Source organism: Stenotrophomonas sp. FW305-3-2-15-E-LB1 (assembly GCF_058787375.1).
Window position 1 is genome coordinate 26,292 of sequence record NZ_JBYSZR010000022.1, and the last position, 24,546, is coordinate 50,837.

Genomic DNA, 24,546 nt, shown 5'->3' on the forward strand with positions numbered 1-24,546 from the left:
CGATGTCCTTGACTCCGCCTTCCCGCGGCCGCCTCGGCCAGGCCACGCCGAACCCCGCCGCCGCCGATGATGGCGACGCCCTGCATTTCTGCAGCACCTGCGCGTTTTCCGATGCCTGCATGTCGCAGGGCTACGACAAGACCGCGCTGGGTGACCTGCACGTGCTGGTGGATCATGTCGGCCCGTTCCATGCCGGCGATTACATCTTCCGTGCCGGTGAACAGTTCGATTCGATCGCCGCAGTGCGCGCGGGCATGGTCAAGACCTTCGTCGATGACAGCCAGGGCAACGAGCAGGTGCTCGGTTTCAGCCTGCCCGGCGAAGTGATCGGCCTCAATGCCATCCATGGTTCGCGCTTCCCCTGCAATGCGGTAGCGCTGGACACGGTGCACCTGTGCCGCATCTCCTTCCCGAAGCTGAGCCTGCTGGCCACGCGCATGCCCGGGCTGCAGGCCAAGCTGTTCAGCCTGCTCAGCGCGGAGATCGGCAAGGTCGCCACGCTGGCCGCCAACCACCGCACCGAGGAACGCATGGCCGCGTTCCTGCTGGACATGTCCGAGCGTTACGCGCGCCGTGGTTTCTCCGCCACGCGCTTCAACCTGACCATGGCCCGCACCGAGATCGCCAACTACCTGCGCATGGCGCCGGAGACTGCCAGCCGCGTGCTGCGTCGCCTGAGCGATGACGGTGTGATCGCGGTCAAACAGCGCGAGATCCTGCTGCTGCAACCTGAGCGTCTGGCCACCCTGGCGGTGGCCGACGAATCCGAACCAGACTGAATCCTGACGAGAGCCGATGATGAAACGTGCTGGACTGTTGTTGCTGGGCCTGCTGGCTGCACTGCCGGCATGGGCCGCCGAGCTGACGGTGTCGGCGGCATCGAGCCTGACCGAGAGTTTCCGCGAACTGGGCGCGGCCTACGAGAAGGCGCACCCGGGCACCAAGGTTGATTTCAACTTCGCCGCGTCCGGGGTGCTGCTGCAGCAGATCAGCCGCGGTGCACCGGTGGATGTGTTTGCGTCGGCCGACGAGACCACCATGGACCAGGCCGAACAGCAGAAGCTGCTGGCGCCCGGCACCCGCGAGGTGTTCGCGGTGAACGCGCTGTGGGTGGTGGTGCCGCCGCAGGCCAAGGCCGCCCCGCGTGCCCTGAAGGATCTGGCGGGCGGCAGCGTGCAGCGCATCGCGCTGGGCAACCCTGACAGCGTGCCGGTGGGCCGCTATGCCAAGGGTGCGCTGGAAAAGGCGGGGCTGTGGCCGGCGGTGCAGGGCAAGGCCATCACCACCCAGAACGTGCGCCAGTCGCTGGATTACGTGGCGCGCGGTGAAGTGGATGCGGGCTTCGTCTACGCCACCGATGCGCAGGCCATGCCCGACCGCGTGCGCCGCGCGTTTGAAGTGCCGGTCGCCGGTCGCATCGCCTATCCACTGGCGGTGGTCCAGGCCAGCACGCAGCCGGCCGAAGCCAAGCGCTTCACGGCCTTCGTGCGCTCGCCGCAGGGCCAGGCGATCCTGGTCAAGCACGGATTCGGCAAGCCCTGAGGCATGGATCTGGATTGGAGCGCCCTGGGCCTGTCGTTGAAGGTGGCCGGCTGGGCCACCGCGATCAACCTGGTGCTGGGCGTTGCGCTGGGTGCGCTGCTGGCGCGCAGGCGCTTCCCTGGCCGTGAACTGCTGGATTCGATACTGACCCTGCCGATGGTGCTGCCGCCCACGGTGCTGGGCTACTACCTGCTGGTGCTGATCGGCCGCAACGGTCCGATAGGCGTGTGGCTGCAGTCGTGGTTCGGCATCAACCTGGTGTTTACCTGGCAGGCGGCGGTGATTGCTGCAGCGGTGGCCTCGCTGCCGCTGGTGTTCAAGCCCGCCCGCGCCGCGTTCGAAGGCGTGGATGGCCAGCTCGAGAATGCGGCACGCACGCTGGGCGTGTCCGAGGCCGCGGTGTTCTTCCGCATCACCCTGCCACTGGCCTGGCGCGGCATCCTGGCCGGCCTGCTGCTGGCGTTCGCGCGAGCGATGGGCGAGTTCGGTGCGACGCTGATGTTGGCGGGCAGCATTCCCGGCCGCACGCAGACGCTCTCGATTGCGATCTATGAAGCGGTGCAGGCCGGGCAGGATGGCAAGGCCAATGCGCTGGTGATCCTGACCTCGGTGGTGTGCATCGTGATCCTGCTGCTGGCCGCGCGCCTGGTAGGCGGGCGCCGGCAGGAGCTGCGCGATGTGGCTTGATCTGCAGGTTCACCGGCCGATGCAGGCGGCCAGCACGCAGTTCGTGCTGGACGTGGCGCTGCAGTGCCGGCAGCGGCAGGTGGTGCTGTTCGGCCCGTCCGGTGCGGGCAAGAGCCTGACCCTGAAGGCCGTGGCAGGCCTGCTGCGGCCTTGGCACGGCCACGTGCGGCTGCAGGGCCAGGTGTTGTTCGACAGTGCTGCGGGGGTGAACCTGCCACCGCAGCAACGCCGGCTGGGCTATGTATTCCAGGACTACGCGCTGTTCCCGCACCTGAGCGTGCGGCAGAACGTGGCGTTCGGGCTGCACCGCGGCTGGCTCAATCCTCGCCGCGCCGTGCGCAATGATGCGGTGGAGCGCTGGCTGCAGGCCTTCCGCATCGACCACGTGGCCGATCTGCTGCCGTCGCAGGTGTCTGGCGGCCAACGCCAGCGTACGGCGCTGGCACGGGCGCTGGTGACCCAGCCGCAGGCGCTGCTGCTGGACGAACCGTTCGCCGCACTGGACCACGATCTGCGCCAGCACCTGCGCCAGGAGCTGGAAGCGGTGCTGGATGAAACGGGCATCCCGCTGCTGCTGATCAGCCACGACCCGCGCGATGTCGAAGTATTCGGCCAGCAGGTGGCCCGCGTCGTGGACGGCCGCATCGTCAGCGATTGAGGTAGTGCCGGCCGCTGGCCGGCAACCCCGTAACCCTGGATGGGTGGTCAACGGTTCGTGGCAGCGCCGGGCCATGCCCGGCGGAATCGATCCCGCCGTCAATACAGCTCGCAGTGGGTGCGGCCTTCACCGCGCAGCGTCTCCCAGCGTCCCTCGCCACCGATCGCATCGATGGCCTCACGCACCGCTGCTTCCAGGTGCCGCTTGTTGCCGCACAGGTACAGGTGGCCGCCACGTGCCAGCAGATCACGCACGTCATCGGCGCGCTGCTGCAGCACATGCTGCACGTAGACCTTTCCGGTGCCGTCACGCGAGAAGGCGGTATGCAGGCCGGCCAGCAGCCCCTGTGCGTGCCAGTCCTCCAATTGTTCGCGGTACAGGTAATCGTGTTGCCGGTGCTTCTCGCCGAACACCAGGTGCACGTCGCGCGCGTGCGTGCCGGCCTGCAGTTCCTGCATCAGGCCCATCAGCGGTGCGATGCCGGTACCGGTACCGACCATCAGCAGCGGCGCATCGGCGGCGTCGGGCAGGTGGAAGCCCGGGTTGGACCGGCAGTACACGCGTGCATGGCCGGCACCGTGCAACAGGCTGCCGGTGGCGGTGCCGCAACGCTCGCGGCCGCGAAGGTGATATCGCACCTCGCGCACGCACAGGCTGACCTGGTCATCGCCGGGGTGCGAGGCAATGGAGTAGGCGCGGGGCAGGCGCGGCGAAAGGATGCTGCACAGCCGGTCCAGCGGGACGCTGTCCGGCGTGGCATGATCCTGCAGCAGGTCCAGCACGTCCAGGCCGTGCAGGTAGGCGTCCAGTTCGCGCTTCTGGCTGACCTTGAGCAGGCCTTTCAGCGTTTCGCTGCCGCCAAGGCGGGCCAGTTCGCGCAGCACGCCCTTGCTGGGCAGGCGCAGCTCGCGGTCCTGCAGTGCCGTCACTGCCGCGGAATCGCCGTACCACGTTGCCAGTGCCTGCAGCAGCGACGGATCGTTGTCCGGCACCACGTGCAGAGTGTCGCCGGCACGGTAGGCCATGCCGCTGCCGGCAATGTCGAGCTGCACGTGCCACGCAGCGGGGTCGCTGCTGTTCAAGCGGCGGCGCTCAACGATGCGCGCGGCAAAGGCGTTGTCTTCGCCGTAGGCGGTGACCTGCAGGCGCAGGTCCTGGCCGGCGGCCAGGTTCCCCTGCAACACCTGGCCCAGCACCGGCTGCCATTGCTGGAAGAACTGCTCGTAGCCGAGATCGGCATCCACGCGGTGCAGCAGCGGCTGCGCCTGGCGCTCGCTCAGTGCGGCGTCCAGCGCCTTGGTGAAGCCACAGAAACTGGGGTAGCCGGTATCGCCCAGGTCGAACACGGCGTAGCGCAGCCCGCTCAGCATCGGGGTCTGGCGCAGCGTTTCAAAGAACTGCTCGCCATTGGCGGGCGGTTCGCCATCGCCGAACGAGCTGGAAATGGCCAGCAGCACGTCGCCGTGGCCGAGGCTGGCCACGTCGATGTCGTTGAACGGAAGGACCTGCGGCGCGTGCGGCTGCAGCTCCGCGCCGAGGCGCTGGGCCAGGGCGCGGGCATTGCCCGACTCGGACGCGAAGCCCACCAGCAGGCGGCTGAAGGACGTACTGGTCGGGAGGGCGTTCACGCGGCCTCGTAGAAGTCGTCGAACTTTTCCTTGCTGAACTCGACCAGGTCGTAGTTCTGCATCAGGTCGTTCACCACGCGGCGGATGCTGATGTACGAGGTGATGTTGCCTTCGGCATCGAACAGCGGCTGCACGGTGGTGTCGACCACGTAGAGCACGCCGCCCTTGCCCAGGTTCGGGACGATGCCGGTCCAGGTCCTGCCGGCCTTGATGGTGTCCCACATGTCCTTGTAGACGGCCTTGGGCACGTCGGGGTGGCGCACGATGCTGTGCGGCTGGCCGATCAGCTCCTCGCGCGCGAACCCGGTGAGCGTGCAGAACAGGTCATTGGCATAGGTGATGTTGCCCTGCAGGTCGGTGGTGGAGATCACCATGACGTTCTGCATGGCGTTCAGCAGCTGGGCGTTGTCGGGGGAGTAGCTCATCGCAGGTCCTTTGGATGCCGGTAACGCCGGCGTTGGGGTTCCTGCATAGAGATACGCGCACGGCACGCGGCGCGGATTGATATTGGTCAACTGCAGTTGCGTGAAGCCCTGCGACCAGGTGACGCAGGGGGCTCACAGCGGTGCGCATCCAACGATGCGTACTGAGCTGATGCCGCGCTGTCACAAAGAAATCGCCGTCGCTTCACGGATGTTTGATATGGAACAGTGCACATTCGTGTAAAGCCTACGCAAACGTCCCCCACGTTCCGCGACGACTTCCTTCCCAGACCTGGCGCCCATATGGGCGCGGCTGGCGTCTGCCTGACTGATTCAGAGAAGTTCACCATGGCCCTCGACCTCGTCGCCGATTCCCTGCACGATCCCGTTGCAGAGACTGTCCTGCCCGCCCTCGACCTGGTGCCCATCGGCACCCGCCGTGGCCCGTCACAGCCGATTGAACTGCCGGAGCTGGTGCAGCGGGTCCTTTTCGTGGCGACCGAAATGGCGGACTTCATCAAGGCCGGTGGCCTCGGTGATGTTGCGGCGGCCCTGCCGCGGGCGGTCCGCGCCGGTTGCGATGCACGCGTGCTGTTGCCGGGCTACCCTGAAGTGCTGCAGCGCCTGCCGCACCTGCGTGAAGTAGGTCGCGTCGCCGGGCGTGCCGGTCTGCCGGCCTGCACCGTGGCCATGGCGCTCCAGGCCGATGGTCTTCCGATCTATGTGCTGCTGTCGCCCGCGCTGTATGAACGCGAGGGCTCGCCCTATGTGGACGCGCAGGGCCGCGAATGGCAGGACAACGCAGTGCGTTTTGCCACCTTGTCGCATGCCGCTGCGGAACTGGCCGCCGGTCGTGCCGGGCTGGACTGGACGCCGCAACTGCTGCACCTGAACGACTGGCCAGTGGCGATGGCGGCTGCCTATGTGCGCTGGGATCGCACTGCGGTGCCGACCCTGCTGACCATCCACAACCTGGCCTACCAGGGCCTGTTCCCGTTTGCCCTGGCGCCGACCCTCGGCGTGCCTGCGGAGCATCTGGACGAACTGCATTTCCATGGCCACATGTCCTTCCTGCAGGGCGGCATTGCCAATGCTACCCGCCTGAACACGGTCAGCCTGCACTATGCGCAGCAGATCACTGCCGCCGAGGATGGCTGTGGGCTGCACGAACTGCTGGCGCGACGCGCTGCCGGTGGCCACCTGAGTGGGATCGTCAATGGCATCGACGCCAGCTGGGATCCGCGCCGAGACATTCACCTGAAGGCCCGCTTCAGCATCGGCCAGTGCGCAGGGCGCGAAGCCAATGCCGAGGCGGTGCGCCAGGCATTCGGCCTGAAGCCCTCGCAGGGCCCGCTGTTCGCCGTGGTCTCGCGTCTGGTCCATCAGAAGGGCCTGGACATCACCTGTGACGTCGCTCCGCAGATTGTGGCGGCCGGTGGCCAGCTGGTGGTGATCGGCGGTGGCGAGCCGCAGGTGGAAGCGCAGGTGCAGGCACTGGCCCAGCGCTACCCCGGGCGGGTCGGCGCCTTCATCGGCTTTGAGGAGGGCCTGGCGCGGCAGATGTTCGCGGGCGCCGACTTCCTGTTGATGCCCTCGCGCTTCGAACCCTGCGGCCTCAGCCAGATGTACGCGCAACGCTTTGGCTGCTTGCCCGTGGCCCATGCCACCGGTGGCTTGGTCGACACGGTCGAGGACGGCGTGACCGGCTTCCTGTTCCATGGCGCCAATGCCGATGGGCTGCGCCGCTGCGTAGAACGGGCGATGCGCACTTTCCGCCTGCCTGCACTGATGCATGCGATGCGACGTGCGGCGATGCTGCGTCCGGGCGGTTGGGAAGCGGCCGGCAAGGCCTACCTGGCGCTGTACCAGCAGACCTGCCAGGTGGCTGCATGAATGACGAAGGACGGGGTGTGGTGGCGTTCGGGTACGAAGACGTAGAGCAGCGCGATGCGGCCACGCCGGTCGCGCACGAACTGCAGGCGCTGGTGCAGGGTGGCCCGGCCGATGCCTTTGCCTGGCTGGGCCCGCATGCTGATGGCAGTGGTAGCCGCCGCCTGCGCGTGCTGGTGCCGGGCGCGCAGCGGGTCGAGGTGGTCGAGTCAGCGGGCAGCCGCTGGGACCTGTGTGCTACCGCGCTGCCGGGGCTCTATGAGGGGCCTGCAGGCGCGGATGGGATCCCGCTGCTCACGCTGCACTTCCCCGAGGGCATCGAGCAGGTGCACGACGCCTATGCATTCGGCCCGCTGCTGGATGAAGCGCTGCTGCAGCGTATCCATCAGGGGGACGCTGAGGCGGTCCGCGCCTTGGGCGCAACGCAGATGACCGTGCAGGATGTCGAGGGCGTTCGTTTCGCGGTATGGGCACCAAATGCCCGGCGTGTGGCGGTGGTGGGTGACTTCAATGGCTGGGACGGCCACCGGCACCCAATGCGGCTGCGGCACGCCGCCGGCGTGTGGGAGCTGTTCATTCCCGGGGTGAAGCCGGGCGACTGCTACAAGTTCCGTGTGATCGGCGTTGACGGCCAGAGCCTGCCCGACAAGCTGGACCCGATGGCGCGCTGGGCCGAGCGCTCGCCCGCCACAGCGTCGCGGGTGGTCGCCTCCGCGCCTCTGCAGTGGAACGACCAGGCGTGGTTGCAGCGCCGCAGCCAGCTGGGCATCACTGCGCCGCTATCCATCTACGAGGTGCATGCGGGATCCTGGCAACGTGCCGAGGACGGCAGCGTGCTCGACTGGGACGCGCTGGCGGATCGCCTGATTCCCCACGTCACCGGCCTGGGATTCACCCACATCGAACTTCTGCCCATCAGTGAGCACCCCTTTGGTGGCTCCTGGGGCTACCAGCCGCTGGGCATTTACGCGCCAACCGCGCGCTACGGCACCCCTGAGGCATTCGCCCGCTTCGTCGACCGCTGCCATCAGGCCAGCCTGGGCGTGATCGTCGATTGGGTCAGTGCGCATTTTCCTGACGATGCCCATGGCCTCGCTTGCTTCGATGGCACAGCGCTGTACGAGCATGCCGACCCGCGCGAAGGCAAGCACGCCGACTGGGACACGTTGATCTACAACTACGGTCGCAACGAGGTGTCTGCCTATCTCTTGGGCAGCGCGCTGGAGTGGATCGAGCGCTTCCACATCGATGGGCTGCGCGTGGATGCGGTGGCATCAATGCTGTACCGCGACTACAGCCGCCCGGAGGGGCAGTGGGTGCCCAATGCGCAGGGCGGCCGCGAGAACCTGGAAGCGGTGGCGTTCCTGCAGCGCATGAACCAGACTCTGCGCGAGCGCTTCCCGGATGTACTGGTGATCGCCGAGGAGAGCACGGCGTGGCCGGGCGTCACCAACGCGGTAGCCGACGGCGGGCTGGGATTCACCCACAAATGGAACATGGGATGGATGCACGACACGCTGCACTACCTGCAGCGCGATCCGGTGCATCGCCTGCACCACCATAGCGAAATCAGCTTTGGCCTGGTCTACGCCTTTTCCGAGCGCTTCGTGCTGCCGCTTTCGCATGACGAGGTGGTGCATGGCAAGGGCTCGCTGCTGAACAAGATGGCGGGCGACCGCGAGCAGCAGTTTGCCCAGTTGCGTGCCTACTACGCCTTCATGTGGGCCCACCCGGGCAGCAAACTGCTGTTCATGGGCGCTGAATTCGGCCAGCGCGGCGAATGGGCGCACCAGCGGGCGCTGGAATGGGATCAGGCCGGGACGGCCGAGGGGGGAGGGCTGATGCGCCTTGTCGGTGACCTCAACGCACAGCTGCAGCAGCAGCCTGTCCTGCATCGGGACGAGCGTGACGAGCGAGGGTTTGCCTGGAGCGTCGCCGACGACAACCGCAACAGCGTGTACGCCTTCATCCGCCAGGACCCGGCAGGCGTCGCGCCCGCGATGCTGGTGGTCAGCAATTTCACTCCCGTGCTGCGCGAAGGCTACCGCGTTGGCGTACCCGAGTCCGGCTTTTGGTCGGAGCGGTTGAACACCGACAGCCACCATTATGCAGGCGGCAACGCCGGCAACCTGGGGGCGGTGGCGACCGACGCGCGACCGATGCACGGGCACGCGCAATCACTGCGGCTGACTCTGCCGCCGATGTCGACGCTGTACCTGCAGGTTGTCGCATGACCGCTCCCGGTCGTCTGGGTGCGTGGCCAACGGGCGCGGGGATGGTGGAGTTCCGGCTGTGGGCGCCTGATATCAACCAGGTGGAGCTGGTGCTGTGCGGCGCCGCATTGCCGATGCTTCGGCAGGCCGACGGCGTGCATTGGATCCGTACGACAGCGGCGCAGGGCGATCGTTACCGCTTCCGCCTTCCGGATGGCAGCGAGGTGCCGGATCCCGCTTCGCGCTGGCAGCCCGAGGGCGTTGAAAGCCCAAGCGCCGTCCTGGCCGAGGATGCCTATGCCTGGCAGACGCGGGACTGGGGCGGCGTGGCCTGGCCGGACATGGTGATCTACGAGGTGCACGTCGAGGCAGCCGGCGGATTTGCCGCGCTGACGGCGCAGCTGCCTATGCTGGCGGCGACGGGCATTACCGCCATCGAACTGATGCCGGTGGCGCAGTTTCCAGGCAGCCGTAACTGGGGCTATGACGGTGTATTTCCCTACGCCCCGGCACAAGCCTATGGCGGACCCGAAGCACTGAAGCGATTCGTCGATGCCGCGCATGCCGCCGGCCTGGCAGTGCTGCTGGATGTGGTCTACAACCACTTCGGGCCGCAGGGCAACCATCTGGCGCAGTATGCCAAGGGCTTCTTCCACAGCGGCCGCAGTACACCGTGGGGCGAAGCCATTGACTTCGAGCAGCCCTGGGTGCAGCGCTTCTTCATCGACAATGCGCTGATGTGGCTGCAGGAGTACCGGTTTGATGGGCTGCGCCTGGACGCGGTGCACGCCATCGATGATGACCGCTTCCTGCAGCAGCTCAGTGATACGATCCGCGCCGAGGTTCCGCATGCGCATCTGGTGCTGGAAAACGAGCGCAACCAGGCCCGTTGGCTGCGCGGTGCCTATCAGGCGCAGTGGAATGATGATTTCCACAATGCCCTGCACGTGCTGCTCACCGGCGAGCATGAGGGCTACTACGCCGCTTACGCCGGGCGCGCCGAAGCGTTGCTGGCGCGCTGCCTGGCCGAGGGCTTTGCCTGGCAGGGCGAGCCCGACCTGCAGGGCGAAGCCCGCGGCGAGACCAGTGGCGACCTGCCGCCGTCTCGTTTCGTGGTGTTCGCGCAGAACCATGACCAGGTGGGCAACCGCGCGTTTGGCGACCGGCTGAGCCAGTTGCTGGAACCCCAGGCGCTGCGCATGGCCACCGCGCTGACCGTACTCACACCCATGGTGCCCATGCTGTTCATGGGTGAGCCATGGCAGGCCACCGCGCCATTCCTGTTCTTCACCGATTACCAGGCGCCGTTGGATGAGGCGGTGCGTGAAGGACGCCGACGCGAATTCGCAGGCTTCAGCGCGTTTGCCGACGCCGCATCACGGGCCCGGATCCCCGACCCGAATGACCCCGAGACACTGCAGGCTTCGTACGTGCCCCCACCGGGTGACGGCATTGCATCGCAGCAGGCGCTTGCATGGCTTCGCGATCTGCTCAGCCTACGTCGGCGCTGCCTGCAGCCAGGCCTGGAGCAGGCCCGTTCGCTGGGAGCGAAGGTGCTGGGCCCGGGCGCGGTGCAGGCGGGTTGGCAGCTGCCGGCGGGCCAATGGTGGATTGCCATCAACGCCGGCCCCGCCGAGCTGGCGCATTCCCTTCCTGATGGACAACGGCTGCTGGACCTGCCGAACGGCGCGCTGCTCCCGCCGGCTGGTGGCCTGCAGCTGCGCTGGCTGCCGGCATGAGCCGAGATGCAGCGTTGCAGGCCGCCGCGCGCGCAGCCGGGCTGATGCCGCAGTGGGAAGATGTTTCCGGGCGCCAGTGCGAGGTAAGGCCGGACGTGCTGCGCGCGGTGTTGCAGGCGCTGCAGCCGGATAGGGCCGACGCAGGCAGGCCGCTGCACACCGCCATCTGCGGAGAGGCGGTGGCCCTGCCCGGCGCTGCGGGCGTGGCGTGCTGGTTGGACGAAGCCGGGGAGGAGTCCGTGGCGCGTCAGGAGGGCGATGGACGTTGGCGCGTACCCTCGCAGCCCGGGTACTGGCATTGGCAGCAGGGGCAACGTCGTATTGCGGTTGCGGTCGCGCCCGAGAAGGCATGGTGGCCCTCACAGGTTGACCGTGGCTGGGGCCTGGCGGCGCAGGTCTACAGCCTGCGCAGCGAAGGCGATGCCGGTATTGGCGACAGCGCGGGTTGCCTGCCTTGGCTGCAGCGGCTGCGTCAGCACGGCGGGCAGGCGCTGGCACTCAGCCCGATGCATGCCGGCTTGCCACCCACTGCCGGCTACAGCCCCTATTCGCCCAGCGACCGTCGCTGGCTGGACCCGCTGCAGGCATCGCTTGTGCAGGCGGTACCGGAGGCAGCCCGCGCGGCACTCGCGGAAGATTCTGCCTTGGCCCGTTGCGTGCAAGCGGCCAGCGCCGCGCGTCGAATCGACTGGCCTGGCGCGGCCGACCTCAAGTGGCGCTGGCTGCGTTCGACCCGGCAGTATCTGCAGCAGGCGCAGCCCGACCTGTGGGCGGAGACCTGCCAGTGGCAGGCTGACGCGGGCGCTGCGCTGCGGGACTACTGCGTCCTGGCGGCCGACGCGCGCAGCGGTGACGCGCAGGACCATGCATTCGCACAGTGGGTGGCGCAGCGCTGCTGGACGCAGCTGCACGCGCAGGCCCGCAGCAACGGCGCGGCCATTGGCCTGATTGCCGATCTCGCGGTGGGCTGCGCACCCGACGGTGCGGAAGCACGTTCGCAGGCCAGCGCCATGCTGGCCGGCCTGGAACTGGGTGCACCACCAGACGCGTTCAATACCCAAGGCCAGGCATGGGGCATCACCAGCTTCTCGCCGCTGGCGCTGCGCAGGCAGGGCTATGCGCCTTTCATCACGCTGCTGCGGGCGGTCATGGCCAGCCGTGGCGGCGTGCGCATCGATCACATTCTTGGCCTGCACCGGCTGTGGGTGTTGCCGCAAGGCGCGCCCGCCAGTGAAGGCGTCTATCTGCAGTTCCCGCTGCAGGACCTGTTGAACCTGCTGGTGCTGGAATCGTGGCGGCAGCGGTGCGTGGTCATCGGCGAGGACCTGGGCGTGGTGCCAGCAGGTATCCGCCAGCAGCTGGCCGCGCGCGGCGTCCTCGGCGTGGATGTGCTGCCGTTCACCCGCGATGCGGCGGGCTTCCTGCCTGCCGAACGCTGGCGCCGCGATGCGGTCGCCATGCCGTCCACCCACGATCTGCCACCGCTACGTGGCTGGCTGCGCGGGCGTGACCTGCGCTGGCGGGCGCGCCTGGGCGAAATCGAAGGCCTGCCTGCAGCGTTGGGACAGCGTCGGCAGGATGCAGCGGCACTTGCAAAGATCATTGATGGAGACGACGTGGAAGACGAAGCACTGGACCTGCTGGCCAGCACCCCATCGCGACTGGCCCTGCTTCCCTTGGAGGACGCGCTGGGCCTGCGCGCACAGGTCAATCTGCCGGGAACCGCCGGCGGCCATCCGAACTGGCGCCGCCGGCTGCCCCTGCAGTGGGATGAGCCTGCGTTGCAGGCGCGCCTGCAGCGCATCAGCGTCGGCCGTGATGGAGCCATGGCATGACCGCGTTGCGCGCGACCGCGCGGCTGCAGCTGCACAGGGGCTTTGATTTCGACGCAGCGGCGGCACAGGTGGGCTACTTCGCCGACCTCGGGGTCAGTCACCTCTACCTCTCGCCCATTGCAGCCTCGATGCCGGGCTCGACCCACGGTTACGACGGCATCGATCCTACCCTCATCAATCAAGAGCTGGGCGGGGAGGGCGGCTTCCTGCGGCTGGCACAGCGGGCACGCGCACGCGGCCTGGGCCTGCTGCTGGATATCGTACCCAACCATCTGGCCGCCGCACCGCAGAATCCGTGGTGGTCGGACGTGCTGATGCACGGGCGCCGCAGCCGGCATGCGCAGTGGTTCGACATCGACTGGGAGGCGGTCGGCGCGGGTCAGCGGCTCTGGCTGCCCGTGCTCGACCGGCCGCTGCAGGAGGCCGTCAAGGCTGGCGCTCTGCGGGTGGAGAACATCAAGGACCAGCCTCTCCTGGTCCATCATGATCTGCGCCTGCCGTTGTCTCCGCGCAGCTATCCGTTGCAGCCTGGCGCGCGCCAGGGCTGGATCGAGCGCTGCAACCGCTCCGCGGAGCGCATGCACATGCTCCTGCAGCGGCAGCACTATCAACTGGCCTGGTGGCGCACCGGGGGCGACCAGGTCAACTACCGGCGCTTCTTCGACATCACCTCGCTTGCCGCGTTGCGGGTCGAGCGCGAGGACGTCTTCGATGCCGTGCACGCGCTGCCGCTGCGGCTGGTACGCGAGGGCTGGGTGGATGGCCTGAGGATCGACCACATCGACGGTCTGGCCGATCCGGGCGGCTACCTGCAGCGGCTGCGCGCACATCTCGATGCCGCCGCTGAAGCAGGCGGTCGTCGTGGTGCGGACATCACCCTGCACGTGGAAAAAATCCTCGCCGAGGGTGAGGCTCTGCCCGCCGGCTGGGCGTGCGATGGCACTACGGGCTACGACTTCATGGATCAGGCCGGTGCATGGCTGCACGAACAGAATTCGGCGCAGGCCTTGGCTGAGCAGTGGCAGGCGCGCTCGGGCGATATGCGCAGTCTCGAGCAGGTGCAGCAGGCGGCCCGCGATGCACTGCTGGATGGATCGCTGCACGCAGACCTGCAGCGCCTGCTGGTCTGTGTTCGGAAGACAATGGGTGAGGCAGCAGGCCTCGGCGACATCAGCGAGGCGATGTTGCGCCGGGCAGTCTGTGCGCTGTTAAGACACTATCCTGTCTATCGCCCCTATACGCTGCAGACGGCGACCGAGCGGAATGTCCTGGCCAAGGCCGAAGCGGCTGCCGTGCAGGGTCTCGACGCTGCGGGGCGCGGGGCCGTGAGCCTGCTGGTCAGCGCCCTGCAGGCGCCCGAGGGCCACGAACTGCGCGTGCGGTTTGGCCAGCTCTCGGCACCGCTCAATGCCAAGGCGGTGGAAGACACGGCGTTCTATCGCTACTACCGTGCGCTGTCGCGCAACGAGGTTGGCAGCGATCCGCAGCGCGTCGGGCTTGGGAGCGATGCACTGATTGAACTCTCCCAGGCCCGTGCGCGCCAGCACCCCCTGGCGATGCTGGCCTTGGCCACGCACGACCATAAACGCGGCCCGGATTCGCGTGCGCGCCTGGCGCTGATCAGCGCCGACGTCGGGGCATGGCAGTCGGCGCTGGCCGAGTGGGAGCAGCAGTGCGCGGCTGCGTCCATGCCGATGCCATTGCCCGCTGCCGAAAGCTATGCACTGTGGCAGGCGCTGGTCGGCGCCTGGCCGATGCACGGTGCGCCCGCCGCGGACTTCCCGAAGCGCATGGACCAGTGGCTGCGCAAGGCGCTGCGCGAAGGCAAGCGGATCAGCAACTGGCTCGATCCCGATCTCGCCGTTGAAGATGCCGCGCAGCAGTGGCTGCAGGACCTGATGCACGCCAGCGAACTGCAGGGCGTGCGCGATGCACTGGCTGATTTCGTGAGGACGCGGGCGGCCGCCGGAGCCAGCAACGGACTTGTACAGCTGTGCCTGCAGCTGTGCCTGCCGGGTGTTCCCGATATCTACCAGGGCACCGAGTTCTGGGATCTCAGTCTGGTCGATCCGGACAACCGACGCCCCGTGGATTTCGCACGGCGCGCACAGGCATTGGCTGATGATCGAGCGTGGACGGAGTTGCTGCAGCACTGGCATGAGGGAACGCCGAAGATGCGCCTGCTGTCGCGGCTGCTGCAGCTGCGGCGCGAGCATCCGGCGTTGTTCCGGTACGGCGCTCTGCAGGCCCTGTCCGATCCCGCTTCGGCAGATCTGGTCTTCGTGCGTGAGCATGCAGGGCAGGTGCTGCTGGTGGCGGTGCGCAGGGCGAGCGCAGCGCGGTGCCCTGGCCCTGCCCTTGCGTGGAGAGAGGATGCGGAGCAGCGCGTGACTGGGGTTCCGCAACGAACGATGCGCAACGTGCTGGACGGTCGCACGGAGATTTTCAACGGTTCTGCCTCGGATGCGCTGCTGTTTGCCGGCAGCCCCGTGGCGGTGTGGATCAGCCAGGAGAGTGGGGCAGATGGACAGCAGTGAACGACGCCGCCGCATCGAAATGCTGGCGCACCAGATCTGGGAGGCCGAGGGCCGCCCGGATGAGCAGGAACAACGTCATTGGCACATGGCCGAGCGTTTGGTGGAAGCAGAGATAGCAGCGCTTCATGCGGGTAAGGACGAGAACGATGGCAACCCGTAAGTGGACACAGAGCTCGCGCGTTCGCGAGGGCAGGCCGTTCCCGCTGGGCGCGACCTGGGATGGGCTGGGGGTGAATTTCGCACTGTACTCTCGGCATGCCACCAAGGTGGAGCTGTGCCTTTTCGATGCGCGCAACCGCGAGATCGAGCGCATCGTCCTGCCGGAGTACACCAACGAGGTCTGGCACGGCTACCTGCCGGACGTGCGCCCGGGCCAGCGCTATGGATACCGCGTGCATGGCCCCTATGCGCCGCAGGATGGACATCGCTTCAATCCGAACAAGCTGCTGCTGGACCCGTATGCCAAGCAGATCGTGGGCGAGATCAAGTGGGCGCCGCAGCTGTTCGGCTATACGCTGGGACACCGCGACGCCGACCTGAGCTTCGACCGCCGCGACAGCGCGCCGTACATGCCGCGCTGCGCGGTGATCGACCCGGCCTTCAGCTGGGGCAGCGAGCGCGCGCCCGCTACACCGTGGGATCGCTCGGTCATCTATGAGGCGCACGTGCGCGGCCTGACCATGCAGCATCCCGGCGTCCCCCACGCCGAGCGCGGCACGTTCTCGGCGCTGCGGCACGATGCGGTGGTGGACCACCTGGTGCATCTGGGCGTAACGGCTATCGAGCTGCTGCCTGTGCATGCCTATGTGGACGACCAGCAATTGCTGGAGCGCGGCCTGCGCAACTACTGGGGCTACAATACCATCGGCTTCTTCGCGCCGCAGCCGCGCTACCTGTCGCTGGAGACGGTGGCTGAGTTCAAGCAGATGATCGCCCGCCTGCACAGCGCGGGCATCGAAGTGATCCTGGACGTGGTCTACAACCACACCGCCGAAGGCAATGAACTGGGGCCGACGCTCTCGTTCAAGGGCATCGACAATGCCAGCTACTATCGCCTGGCCGATGACCGGCGCTTCTATATCAACGATACCGGCACGGGCAACACCTTCGACCTGACCAATGCCGGTGCGCTGCGCATGGTGATGGATTCGCTGCGGTACTGGGTGACCGAGATGCGCGTCGATGGCTTCCGCTTCGACCTGGCCACCATCCTCGGCCGCGAGCGGCATGGCTTTGACCCGTCGGGCAGCTTCCTGGATGCGGTGCGCCAGGATCCGGTGCTGAGCCAGGTCAAGCTGATCGCCGAACCGTGGGACATCGGGCCCGGCGGCTACCAGCTGGGTCAGTTCCCGCCGGGATGGGCCGAGTGGAATGACCGGTTCCGTGACACCACCCGAGCGCTGTGGCGCGGGGATGCTGGCCAGTTGCCGGAGTTCGCGGCGCGCTTTACCGGCTCTGCCGATCTGTTCGACCATCACGGCCGTCGGCCGTCGGCCAGCATCAATCTGGTCACCGCGCACGATGGCTACACCCTGCACGATCTGGTGAGCTACAGCGACCGCCACAATGAGGCCAATGGCGAGGACAACCGCGATGGCCATTCCCACAACCTGTCGTGCAACCACGGCGTGGAAGGCGATACGGACGATGAGGGCATCCTCGCCCTGCGTTCGCGGCAGATGCGCAATCTGCTCGGTACGCTGCTGCTCGCACAGGGCACGCCGATGCTGCTGGCGGGCGATGAGTTTGGTCATTCGCAGCAAGGCAACAACAACGCCTATTGCCAGGACAATCCACTGAGCTGGATTGACTGGGAGCGTGCGGCGCAGCCGGGGCCGCAGGCGCAGGCGGCCTTCGTGCGGCGTGCCCTGGCACTGCGGCGCCGCTACGGGCTGCTGCGGCGCAATCGTTTTCTCACCGGAGACTACGACGAATCGCTTGGAATGCGCGATATCGAGTGGCGCAGGCCCGATGGGCAGCCGATGGGCGAGGGGGATTGGCACAACCCGGAGCAGCGGGCGTTGCTGATCGTGCTGGATGGACGCAGCCCGGACAGCGGGCTGCGTGAGCCAGGGCGCCATGTCAGTCTGGCCCTGCTGCTGAACCCGGGTGACCAGCCACAGCGGTTCAGGCCGTCCGACGAGACCCTGTCATTCCGTCGCGTGGTGCTGCAGACCGACGATGCGCCACTGGAGATGGACGAGGAAGGGCAGTGGACGCTGCCTGCGCGGAGCCTGTGCCTGCTGGCCTCCAGCAGCGCAGGGTGATGGCGTGGAATCAGTAGCGCCGGGCCATGCCCGGCGGGCCGTTCACCCCATCACGTAGCGCAATACTCCGGCCGAAACGACACCGATCAGCACCGTCGGCAGCATCGACCACCGCGTGGCAGCCAGCAGGGTGATCGCCAGCGCGGCAAGATCGGCCGGATGGCTGGAAACGAAGTCCGGTGCGATCACCGAGATCAGCACGCAGCCCGGCGCCGCTTCCATCACCGTTACCGCGCGCTTGCTGAGGGTGCGGTTGCGCAGGGCCAGGTAGCCAAGGATGCGGGTGAGGTAGGTCACGGCCGCCATCAGCACGATGGTCAGCAAGGAGGTCCAGTGGATCAGTCCGCCGAGGATCATGCCGCGTCCTCCGCCAGCAGCCACGCGGCGGCAAGCCCGGCCAGCGCACCGCTGGCCACGTACCACGCGCCGGGCACCAGCAGGTAGGTGCCTGCGGCCACCAGCAGGCTGACCAGCCAGGGGCGAGCGGCCTTCATGCCCTGCCACATGCCGCGCAGCAGCACCAGGAACACGGCCGGGAAGGCCATGTCGAACCCATAGGCGTGGATGTCGCCCAGCAGCGGCCCGACCAGCGCGCCCAGCGTGGTGAACACCACCCAGACCGTGTACAGCCCCGCCGAGACTCCCAGGTAATAGGCCAGGCTGAAGCCGCGCCCACGGTGCCGCGCATCGGCCACGCCCAGCGCCCAGCTTTCATCGCACATGAAAAACAGCGCGGGCAGGACCCGGCGCCGCGGCAGCTGCTGCAGCAATGGGGCGAGGCTGGCGCCCATCAGCAGGTGGCGGCTGTTGACCAGGGCGGTGATGGCCACGATCAGGGCAATGTGCGGCGGCGAGGTCCACAGTTCCACCGCAGCGAATTCGGAGCCGCCAGCGAAATTGAGGCCTGTCATCAGCGGCACTTCCAGCGCGGTCAGGCCCTTCTGCGCGGCCTGGGCACCCAGCACCAGGGCAAAGGGAAGGAAGCCGATCATCACCGGAATGGCGGCGCGCAGGCCACGCAGGAATTCGGCACGGGGCGCGGTGTCGCAGGCGGGGTCGGGCAGGGGCAGGGTGGTGCGGGCGTCCATGGAGCGATCGCAGGTGGGGGACGACCATGCTAACGGCCAGCCCCTCGAATCGGGTTGCGTTGATGCCGTGATGATCCGAATATCTGCAATCCTGTGCGCGCCATCGCCATTCCAGTGAAATCCCATGCAGAACGAGCTCGACAGCCTGGACCGCCGCATCCTCGATGCCCTGCAACGTGACGGGCGGCTGCAGAACCTGGAGCTTGCCCGGCAGGTTGGCCTGTCTCCATCGGCTTGCCTGCGCCGGGTGCGGCTGCTGGAGGAGGGGGGCTACATCGACCGCTACGTGGCGCTGCTCAATCCGGCCAAAGTCGGGCGCGGCTTCACGGTGTTCGTGCGGGTGTGGCTGCGCGGGCAGGACGAGGACACCACCAACCACTTCATCAACAGCATCAAGTCTTTCCCCGAGGTGCTCGAGTGCCACCTGATGGCCGGTGACTGTGACTTCCTGCTGCGGGTGGCCGTGGCGGACCTGGATGCGTACCGGCAGTTCCAGATCCGGCACCTGAACCGCATCGCGGGCGTGCAGAACACCAAGACCGAGATCCCGATGCAGCGGATCAAGCAGACCACCGAACTGCCGCTCTGAGCTCCGGCCCTCAGCCCACCTGCCCGCGCTCGCTGGTGATGCGGGCACCCTCGCGCATCACCAGGGTCACCGGGGTCTTTTCCACCACCTCCAGCAGCCGCGACCACTGCGCATCGCTCAGTTCCGCGCTGGCGTGCAGCACCCGGTGCACATGCAGGCGACCGTCCGCGTCGCGCTCCGAGCGCAGTTCAGCGTGGAATTCGCCCAGCTCCCAGCCCTTGCGCTGGGCATACATGCGCAGGGTGATGGCCGTACATGAGGCCAGCGAGGCCAGGTACAGGTCGAAGGGGGCGAAGCCGCGGCCCTGGCCGCCCAGCGACGCCGGTTCGTCGGCATCAACGGAATACGTGCCGTTGCTGACGTGGTGCAGGTAGTTGTCGGCGGTGGAGGTGATGCGTGCGTAGGCCATTGGGGGCACAGGAAAGTGGAGGCCCGGAAATGGTACCGCCGACGGCCCGGCACCGGTACGTGGTCCTGTCGTCACGCGATCTTGTAGGCCGATTGGCCACCCTTTGCCTGCAACAGACGGAGGTGCCGCCTGGACAGGAGCGTTGTACGTGTTGGGAGCCGTTGATAACCCGGGCCTGCAAGGGGTGCGTGTGCTGGTGGCGGAAGATGAATTCGCCACTGCCATGTTCCTGGTCGACTATCTGGAACTGAAGGGCGTGCACATCGTGGGCCCCGCCGGCGACCTGGCCGCGCTGAACAGGCTGTTCGAGGAGCAGCCCATCGATGTCGCCCTCCTGGATATCAACCTGGGGGGCGAGCAGGTCTACCCCCTGGCGGATCGGCTGGCGGCCGCAGGCATTCCGTTCCTGCTGACCTCCGGCTATGACGACAACGTGCCCAGCCGCTTTGCCGATACGCCTCGCTGCGCCAAGCCCTACCACATCCAGGCGCTGGCCCAGCAGCTGGAGACACTGGTGCATGCCCGCCGAGCCACCGCAGGTGGCAGTTGAAGGTGCCACATGGCTAGCCGGATGGAGCTGAGCGCGCCCGTCGCCACGACGCCGGTGCTGCCCGCGTCGCCGCCGCTGCACGCGCTGCGCGGTGGCATGGCCGAACGGATCGCCGGGCACGACTGGTCGGCGACGCCGCTGGGTGCACGCGACGAGTGGGCACCGCATCTGCGGGCAACGGTTGACCTGATGCTGGCCCACGGCTTCCCGATGATCGTGCTGTGGGGCGAAGAACTGGTCCAGCTGTACAACGACGGTTATGCCGAGATCCTGGCCGACAAGCACCCGCACGGCCTGGGCCAGGCGACCCGCATCTGCTGGCCCGAGGTGTGGCACATCAACGGCCCCATCTATGCACGGGTATGGCAGGGCGAAACCATCACCTACGAGGACAAGCTGTATCCGCTTGCCCGGCAGGGGGTACTGGAAGACATCTGGTTCACCATTACCTACAGCCCCATCCGTGATGCGTACGGGCGCATCGATGGCGTGCTCGTCACGATGTTCGAGACGACCGCCGCGCATGCCGCGCACGCTGCACGTGAAGATGAACAGCGACGCAGGCGGCAGAGTGACGAGCGCCTGTCACTGGCCTTCCAGATGCTTCCGGTGGGACTGTGCATCGTCGATACCGAAGGCCGGGTACTGCAGTCCAACGAGCAGATGCGCGCCTACCTGCCCAGCGGCGAACTGCCGTCACGCGACAGCCGCAACATGCCGCGCTGGCAGGGCTGGCATGAGGATGGCAGCCTGATCGGCCCGGAAGACTTCGCCGTAGCGCGCGCGCTTCGCGGCGACACGGTCGTGCCGGGGCTGGAATTCCAGTTCACCCACGAGGATGGACAGGTGCGGTGGACACGCATCGCGGCAGCGCCGCTGCGGGATGCGCAGGGCGAAGTCACCGGTGTGTTCGCCATCGCCATCGACATCGATACGCTGAAGCGTGCCACCGAGCGCCAGGCCGTGCTGCTGGCCGAGCTGCAGCACCGGGTGCGCAACATCATGGCAATGATCCACGCCATTGCATGGCGCACGCAGGAAACCGTGGGCAGCGTCGAGGAGTATGCCGAGCGCTTGTGCGGGCGGTTGATGTCACTGGCCCGCACGCAGGCGCTGCTGACCCGCGCGGACAACGCGGGGGTCTGCCTGCGCGGCATGCTGGACGAGGAAATATCGGTGCAGGTGCACCGTTCCGACCAGTATCAGCTGGATGGCCCTGACGTGCTGCTACCGCCGAAGGCCGCCGAAGTGCTCTCGCTGGCCGTGCATGAGCTGGCGACCAACGCGCTCAAGTACGGGGCCATCCGCAGCGATGGCCGCATCGACGTTTCGTGGTCCGTGCAGGCGCAGGAGGGGAGCAGCCCATGGCTGGCCCTGCACTGGTGCGAACGGCATTCGCCTGTGGACGGCTGGTCGCCACCGCAGCGTCGCGGGCTGGGCTGCTCGCTCATCGAGAAGCGGGTGCCCTACGAGCTGGCGGGCAGCGGGCAGCTGCTGTTCCGTGCCGACGGCGTGGATGCCCACATCCGCTTCCCACTGCGGGACCGCGACAGCCTGCTGCAGACCGACGCACCAGCAACGGGTTGACGCGTCGCGGCCGGCTACGCGCCGGGAAGCGGCTCATGCAGCGGGCAGCCATTGTGCTGCGAGCGATGCGCGCGCGAAGCAGCCATCACCACGCGGCGTGCCCGATTCAAAGCGCCCAATGGCCGGTGCGCCTGCAGTGCGTGCCATGGGCTGAAGGCCAGGCGGTCCTCGATGCCCGGTGACTCGGCGTCGTCCCAGCTCACCTGGGGTGGAACGTGCAGCGTAGCCACTGCAATGAACGGGCTCTGCTCCTGCGGCCATTCCACCGAGGCATCCTCGATGGGCATCGTCTGCTCGTCACGGCACAGCTGTGCACACAGTTCCCAGACAAGCTCAGTGCGGCCGCTGGCAAGCGCGTCCTGGATGGCATCGCGCTGGCTGTCCTCGCTGTTCTCCACGGGCGCACCGCTGAGCGACTGCAACGTCGCTGAGACGGGGCGAAGGCAGAACTTGGCCACATAGGGGCCGAAGCGGAACGGCACCTGGCTGAAGAAGGTTTCGCCCATCGGGTGGGTCTGCGGTTCGCCACCCATTCCCTTGATCTTGCCGCTGCCGCCGCCGGCGGCTTCCAGCAGCCGCTCGCCGCCACGCAGGGCGGCTGAAATCACTGCCTTGGTTCGCGGCATGCGCTCGGTGGTTGCCGCCAGCAGCTTGGTGGAGCGGAGGAAGCCCTTGGGGCCCGGGCTGGTGAAGGCCGGGCCGTTGACCATCAGGAAGTCCTGGCTGTGCTGTTCTTCGCTTTCCGCCACGCGCTCGCCCGGCACGCCAAGAATCTTCAGCGCAATCGCACGTGGCGTGGACACCGTGTCCGGCAGCTGCTCGGCAGGCGGGGAAGAGAAGCGCACGACCGCTTCATACGCGCCCGGCGCGGCAAACAGTCCATGTGCGAGCTCCTCTGGCAGGTTGTCTGCTATCTGCAGCTTTCCCTTCAGCAGGGCCTGGCCCTTGGCGTGCACGGCGCGATGCGCGTGGCCTTCAGCGGCGGCGACCGTGCGGGCCATGTCCAGGAACACATCGCGCAACGCATCGATGGTCTCAGCTTCGTCAGCCTCGGGCTGCTCCATGCCGGCATGGAACGGAACGGGGGAAAGTAGCGGGCGCATGGCTGGCTCCATCAGGGATGAAGCCAGCATGCGTGATTGCGGTTATCCGCCAGTGCAGGGCCGGCATGGGCCGCTTTCACGACCCATGCGCGGGCGCCTGCGATGCCTCAGGCAGGCTTGGGTGCCTCGCCGTCACCGGCGTCCGGCAGCGGCGGCAGGGTCGGGTCCACGGTCACCGGTACATCGCTCTTGAGCAGCGCAGCGGCTTCCTTGTCGCTGGCCACGGCCGGCGGTGAACCGCGCAGCGGCATGTTCGCCGTCTCCTTCACGAACACCATGGTGACCAGGCCGATCACCGCCGCAATCATCAGGTAGTAGGCCGGCACCAGCGGGTCGCCCGTGCGTTCGACCAGCCAGGCGGTGACCAGCGGCGTGGTGCCACCGAACAGCGAGACCGACACGTTGAAGGCGATCGACAGTGCGCTGTAGCGCACCGGCGTGTAGAACAGCGCCGGCAGCGTGGAGGGCATCGAGCTGGTGAAGCACACCAGGGCCAGGCCGAGCAGCATCAGGCCGAGGAAGATCAGCCAGTCATTGCCGCTGCCGATCAGCAGCAGGCAGGGCACGGCCAGCACCAGCAGCGCGATGCAGGCACCGATGATCATCGGCCGGCGGCCCAGCTTGTCGCTGAAAAGCCCGCCGACGATGTTCAGCGGCATCATCACCAGCATCACGATGATGATCAGCAGCAGGCCCTTGCTCTCGGCATACCCCATGGTCACGCTCAGGTAGCTGGGCATGTAGGTCAGCAGCATGTAGTCGGTGACGTTGAACACCAGCACCAGGCCCATGCACACCAGCAGCTGGCGGCCATGCACGCGGAACAGGTCCCCCAGGCCCGGGCGGTCGTGCTCGCGCTTCTCGGCTTCTTCGGCAAAGGCGCGGAAGGCCGGGGTTTCTTCCAGCTTCATGCGCATGTACAGGCCGAGCAGGCCCAGCGGGCCGGCCACCAGGAACGGAATGCGCCAGCCCCAGTCCAGCATGTCCTCGCTGCTCAACAGCATGTGCAGCGCGGTGACAGTGCCTGCACCGGCGATGTAGCCGCCCAGCGTGCCGAACTCCAGCCAGCTGCCCATCAGGCCGCGGTTGCGGTCGGTGGAATATTCGGCGATGAAGGTCGCCGCGCCGCCGTACTCGCCGCCGGTGGAGAAGCCCTGCACGACGCGCGCGAGCAGCAGCAGGACCGGCGCCCAGATGCCGATGCGCTCGTAGGAGGGAATCAGGCCGATGGCAAAGGTGCCCAGCGCCATCAGGATCATGGTGAACGCCAGCACTTTCTGCCGCCCGTAGCGGTCACCCAGCGGGCCGAACACCAGGCCGCCCAGCGGGCGCACCAGGAACGCCACGGTGAAGGTGGCAAAGGCGGCGATGACCTGCGCGGTGGGGTTGCTGGAGGGGAAGAAGACCTGGCCAATGGTCACGGCAAGGTAGCCGTAGACGCCGAAGTCGAACCATTCCATCGCGTTGCCCAGTGCAGCGGCACCGACGGCGCGCTTGAGCATGGGCTTGTCGACGACGGTGATCTCGTCGACCTTCAGGTGGCGGCGGCGCTTGAACCAGCCGAAATGGGCATGGGCATCGGGGTTGTCCTGCATGGGACGTCCTTTCTGTTCTTGGATTGGAGTGCGGAATAGGCGGTGTGGTGTGTCCCGAGAATCGGAAACGGCGATGCTGGCGCAACTGGCGCAGGGGCATCGGTGCGGGCGGTCCACGCTGGACCAGGACGTACGGGAAAAGACCACGCACGGGAAACTACGCCGTGGATCGGCGAGGGCTGGTGAAGATCAAAGATCCGGGCCAGC

General features: G+C 67.3%; 21 protein-coding genes. 14 read left to right on the plus strand and 7 right to left on the minus strand.

The annotated features are described in order from the left end of the window. The first annotated feature begins 2 nt into the window (after nt 1–2). From AC3WL7_RS15140 to AC3WL7_RS15155, 4 genes are read left to right on the plus strand one after another with little or no spacing between them, the layout of a single operon-like run. Entirely contained in the window at nt 3–779 is a 777-nt protein-coding gene (locus tag AC3WL7_RS15140; RefSeq protein ID WP_492751291.1) for a helix-turn-helix domain-containing protein, read from the plus strand. Between the two features lie 19 nt (nt 780–798). Further along, on the plus strand, nt 799–1,542 hold the full coding sequence (gene modA, locus AC3WL7_RS15145) for a molybdate ABC transporter substrate-binding protein (RefSeq protein WP_492751293.1): 744 nt from the start codon (nt 799–801) through the stop codon (nt 1,540–1,542). Between the two features lie 3 nt (nt 1,543–1,545). Next, nucleotides 1,546–2,229 carry a molybdate ABC transporter permease subunit gene (gene modB / locus AC3WL7_RS15150; RefSeq protein WP_492751295.1) on the plus strand — a complete coding sequence of 228 codons (684 nt, stop codon included), beginning with the start codon at nt 1,546–1,548 and terminating at the stop codon, nt 2,227–2,229. After that, entirely contained in the window at nt 2,219–2,887 is a 669-nt protein-coding gene (locus AC3WL7_RS15155) for an ATP-binding cassette domain-containing protein (RefSeq protein WP_108759776.1), read from the plus strand. Before modB ends, AC3WL7_RS15155 begins: the two co-directional genes overlap by 11 nt. Nucleotides 2,888–2,985: 98 nt before the next feature. Here AC3WL7_RS15155 and AC3WL7_RS15160 read toward each other — a convergent pair whose 3' ends face one another. Together AC3WL7_RS15160 and AC3WL7_RS15165 are read right to left on the minus strand one after the other, a co-directional pair. Beyond that, nucleotides 2,986–4,515 (minus strand): diflavin oxidoreductase, encoded by a 1,530-nt coding sequence (locus AC3WL7_RS15160; protein WP_492751298.1) that lies wholly within the window; start codon nt 4,513–4,515, stop codon nt 2,986–2,988. After that, nucleotides 4,512–4,940 (minus strand): PAS domain-containing protein, encoded by a 429-nt coding sequence (locus AC3WL7_RS15165; protein ID WP_200732369.1) that lies wholly within the window; start codon nt 4,938–4,940, stop codon nt 4,512–4,514. Before AC3WL7_RS15165 ends, AC3WL7_RS15160 begins: the two co-directional genes overlap by 4 nt. Before the next feature lie 345 nt (nt 4,941–5,285). Here AC3WL7_RS15165 and glgA point away from each other — a divergent pair, with 345 nt between their 5' ends. Genes glgA through glgX form a run of 7 tightly spaced genes read left to right on the plus strand, consistent with a single transcriptional unit; the run spans nt 5,286 to nt 17,418 of the window. Then, the gene (gene glgA / locus AC3WL7_RS15170; protein WP_492751301.1) at nt 5,286–6,830 is read left to right on the plus strand and encodes a glycogen synthase GlgA; all 1,545 of its coding nucleotides are present in this window, start codon (nt 5,286–5,288) and stop codon (nt 6,828–6,830) included. Continuing rightward, nucleotides 6,827–9,061: a 1,4-alpha-glucan branching protein GlgB gene (gene glgB / locus AC3WL7_RS15175; protein ID WP_492751303.1), complete on the plus strand. Its 2,235-nt coding sequence runs from the start codon at nt 6,827–6,829 to the stop codon at nt 9,059–9,061. Before glgA ends, glgB begins: the two co-directional genes overlap by 4 nt. After that, complete coding sequence (treZ, locus tag AC3WL7_RS15180; protein ID WP_492751305.1) at nt 9,058–10,779, plus strand: malto-oligosyltrehalose trehalohydrolase; 1,722 nt, start codon at nt 9,058–9,060, stop codon at nt 10,777–10,779. Before glgB ends, treZ begins: the two co-directional genes overlap by 4 nt. Then, complete coding sequence (locus AC3WL7_RS15185) at nt 10,776–12,614, plus strand: 4-alpha-glucanotransferase (RefSeq protein WP_492751307.1); 1,839 nt, start codon at nt 10,776–10,778, stop codon at nt 12,612–12,614. The genes treZ and AC3WL7_RS15185 overlap by 4 nt, the downstream gene beginning before the upstream one ends. Next, complete coding sequence (treY, locus tag AC3WL7_RS15190) at nt 12,611–15,151, plus strand: malto-oligosyltrehalose synthase (RefSeq protein ID WP_492751309.1); 2,541 nt, start codon at nt 12,611–12,613, stop codon at nt 15,149–15,151. Before AC3WL7_RS15185 ends, treY begins: the two co-directional genes overlap by 4 nt. Beyond that, nucleotides 15,138–15,311: a DUF2934 domain-containing protein gene (locus AC3WL7_RS15195; protein ID WP_108746804.1), complete on the plus strand. Its 174-nt coding sequence runs from the start codon at nt 15,138–15,140 to the stop codon at nt 15,309–15,311. The genes treY and AC3WL7_RS15195 overlap by 14 nt, the downstream gene beginning before the upstream one ends. Next, complete coding sequence (gene glgX / locus AC3WL7_RS15200) at nt 15,298–17,418, plus strand: glycogen debranching protein GlgX (protein WP_492751314.1); 2,121 nt, start codon at nt 15,298–15,300, stop codon at nt 17,416–17,418. The genes AC3WL7_RS15195 and glgX overlap by 14 nt, the downstream gene beginning before the upstream one ends. 42 nt (nt 17,419–17,460) lie before the next feature. Here the strand turns inward: glgX and AC3WL7_RS15205 are convergent, their stop codons facing one another. Both AC3WL7_RS15205 and AC3WL7_RS15210 read right to left on the minus strand, forming a co-directional pair. Further along, nucleotides 17,461–17,775: an AzlD family protein gene (locus tag AC3WL7_RS15205; protein WP_216821152.1), complete on the minus strand. Its 315-nt coding sequence runs from the start codon at nt 17,773–17,775 to the stop codon at nt 17,461–17,463. Beyond that, nucleotides 17,772–18,506, minus strand: coding sequence for an AzlC family ABC transporter permease (locus AC3WL7_RS15210; protein WP_492751320.1), 735 nt, complete (start codon nt 18,504–18,506; stop codon nt 17,772–17,774). Before AC3WL7_RS15210 ends, AC3WL7_RS15205 begins: the two co-directional genes overlap by 4 nt. Nucleotides 18,507–18,630: 124 nt before the next feature. Here AC3WL7_RS15210 and AC3WL7_RS15215 point away from each other — a divergent pair, with 124 nt between their 5' ends. Continuing rightward, entirely contained in the window at nt 18,631–19,095 is a 465-nt protein-coding gene (locus tag AC3WL7_RS15215) for an Lrp/AsnC family transcriptional regulator (protein ID WP_079222062.1), read from the plus strand. A gap of 10 nt (nt 19,096–19,105) precedes the next feature. On the opposite strand, the gene AC3WL7_RS15220 is transcribed toward AC3WL7_RS15215, so the two are convergent. Then, entirely contained in the window at nt 19,106–19,504 is a 399-nt protein-coding gene (locus AC3WL7_RS15220; RefSeq protein ID WP_079222061.1) for an OsmC family protein, read from the minus strand. Nucleotides 19,505–19,652: 148 nt separating this feature from the next. Here AC3WL7_RS15220 and AC3WL7_RS15225 point away from each other — a divergent pair, with 148 nt between their 5' ends. Together AC3WL7_RS15225 and AC3WL7_RS15230 are read left to right on the plus strand one after the other, a co-directional pair. After that, nucleotides 19,653–20,054 carry a response regulator gene (locus tag AC3WL7_RS15225; protein WP_492751326.1) on the plus strand — a complete coding sequence of 134 codons (402 nt, stop codon included), beginning with the start codon at nt 19,653–19,655 and terminating at the stop codon, nt 20,052–20,054. 9 nt (nt 20,055–20,063) lie between these two features. Next, nucleotides 20,064–21,641 (plus strand): sensor histidine kinase, encoded by a 1,578-nt coding sequence (locus AC3WL7_RS15230; protein ID WP_492751328.1) that lies wholly within the window; start codon nt 20,064–20,066, stop codon nt 21,639–21,641. A 14-nt stretch (nt 21,642–21,655) separates the two neighbouring features. Here AC3WL7_RS15230 and AC3WL7_RS15235 read toward each other — a convergent pair whose 3' ends face one another. After that, nucleotides 21,656–22,744, minus strand: coding sequence for a catalase family protein (locus tag AC3WL7_RS15235; RefSeq protein WP_108746798.1), 1,089 nt, complete (start codon nt 22,742–22,744; stop codon nt 21,656–21,658). Nucleotides 22,745–22,851: 107 nt separating this feature from the next. Further along, nucleotides 22,852–24,339, minus strand: coding sequence for a glycine betaine/L-proline transporter ProP (proP, locus tag AC3WL7_RS15240; RefSeq protein WP_492751330.1), 1,488 nt, complete (start codon nt 24,337–24,339; stop codon nt 22,852–22,854). Nucleotides 24,340–24,546 lie beyond the last annotated feature (207 nt).

Excerpts from the sequence above, each read along its gene's own strand:
- AC3WL7_RS15140 (WP_492751291.1), top strand. The coding sequence starts at position 3 with ATGTCCTTGACTCCGCCTTCCCGCGGCCGCCTCGGCCAGGCCACGCCG.
- modA (WP_492751293.1), top strand. The coding sequence starts at position 799 with ATGAAACGTGCTGGACTGTTGTTGCTGGGCCTGCTGGCTGCACTGCCG.
- modB (WP_492751295.1), top strand. The coding sequence starts at position 1,546 with ATGGATCTGGATTGGAGCGCCCTGGGCCTGTCGTTGAAGGTGGCCGGC.
- AC3WL7_RS15155 (WP_108759776.1), top strand. The coding sequence starts at position 2,219 with ATGTGGCTTGATCTGCAGGTTCACCGGCCGATGCAGGCGGCCAGCACG.
- AC3WL7_RS15165 (WP_200732369.1), bottom strand. The coding sequence starts at position 4,940 with ATGAGCTACTCCCCCGACAACGCCCAGCTGCTGAACGCCATGCAGAAC.
- glgA (WP_492751301.1), top strand. The coding sequence starts at position 5,286 with ATGGCCCTCGACCTCGTCGCCGATTCCCTGCACGATCCCGTTGCAGAG.
- glgB (WP_492751303.1), top strand. The coding sequence starts at position 6,827 with ATGAATGACGAAGGACGGGGTGTGGTGGCGTTCGGGTACGAAGACGTA.
- treZ (WP_492751305.1), top strand. The coding sequence starts at position 9,058 with ATGACCGCTCCCGGTCGTCTGGGTGCGTGGCCAACGGGCGCGGGGATG.
- AC3WL7_RS15185 (WP_492751307.1), top strand. The coding sequence starts at position 10,776 with ATGAGCCGAGATGCAGCGTTGCAGGCCGCCGCGCGCGCAGCCGGGCTG.
- treY (WP_492751309.1), top strand. The coding sequence starts at position 12,611 with ATGACCGCGTTGCGCGCGACCGCGCGGCTGCAGCTGCACAGGGGCTTT.
- AC3WL7_RS15195 (WP_108746804.1), top strand. The coding sequence starts at position 15,138 with ATGGACAGCAGTGAACGACGCCGCCGCATCGAAATGCTGGCGCACCAG.
- glgX (WP_492751314.1), top strand. The coding sequence starts at position 15,298 with ATGGCAACCCGTAAGTGGACACAGAGCTCGCGCGTTCGCGAGGGCAGG.
- AC3WL7_RS15205 (WP_216821152.1), bottom strand. The coding sequence starts at position 17,775 with ATGATCCTCGGCGGACTGATCCACTGGACCTCCTTGCTGACCATCGTG.
- AC3WL7_RS15210 (WP_492751320.1), bottom strand. The coding sequence starts at position 18,506 with ATGGACGCCCGCACCACCCTGCCCCTGCCCGACCCCGCCTGCGACACC.
- AC3WL7_RS15215 (WP_079222062.1), top strand. The coding sequence starts at position 18,631 with ATGCAGAACGAGCTCGACAGCCTGGACCGCCGCATCCTCGATGCCCTG.
- AC3WL7_RS15220 (WP_079222061.1), bottom strand. The coding sequence starts at position 19,504 with ATGGCCTACGCACGCATCACCTCCACCGCCGACAACTACCTGCACCAC.
- AC3WL7_RS15230 (WP_492751328.1), top strand. The coding sequence starts at position 20,064 with ATGGCTAGCCGGATGGAGCTGAGCGCGCCCGTCGCCACGACGCCGGTG.
- AC3WL7_RS15235 (WP_108746798.1), bottom strand. The coding sequence starts at position 22,744 with ATGCGCCCGCTACTTTCCCCCGTTCCGTTCCATGCCGGCATGGAGCAG.
- proP (WP_492751330.1), bottom strand. The coding sequence starts at position 24,339 with ATGCAGGACAACCCCGATGCCCATGCCCATTTCGGCTGGTTCAAGCGC.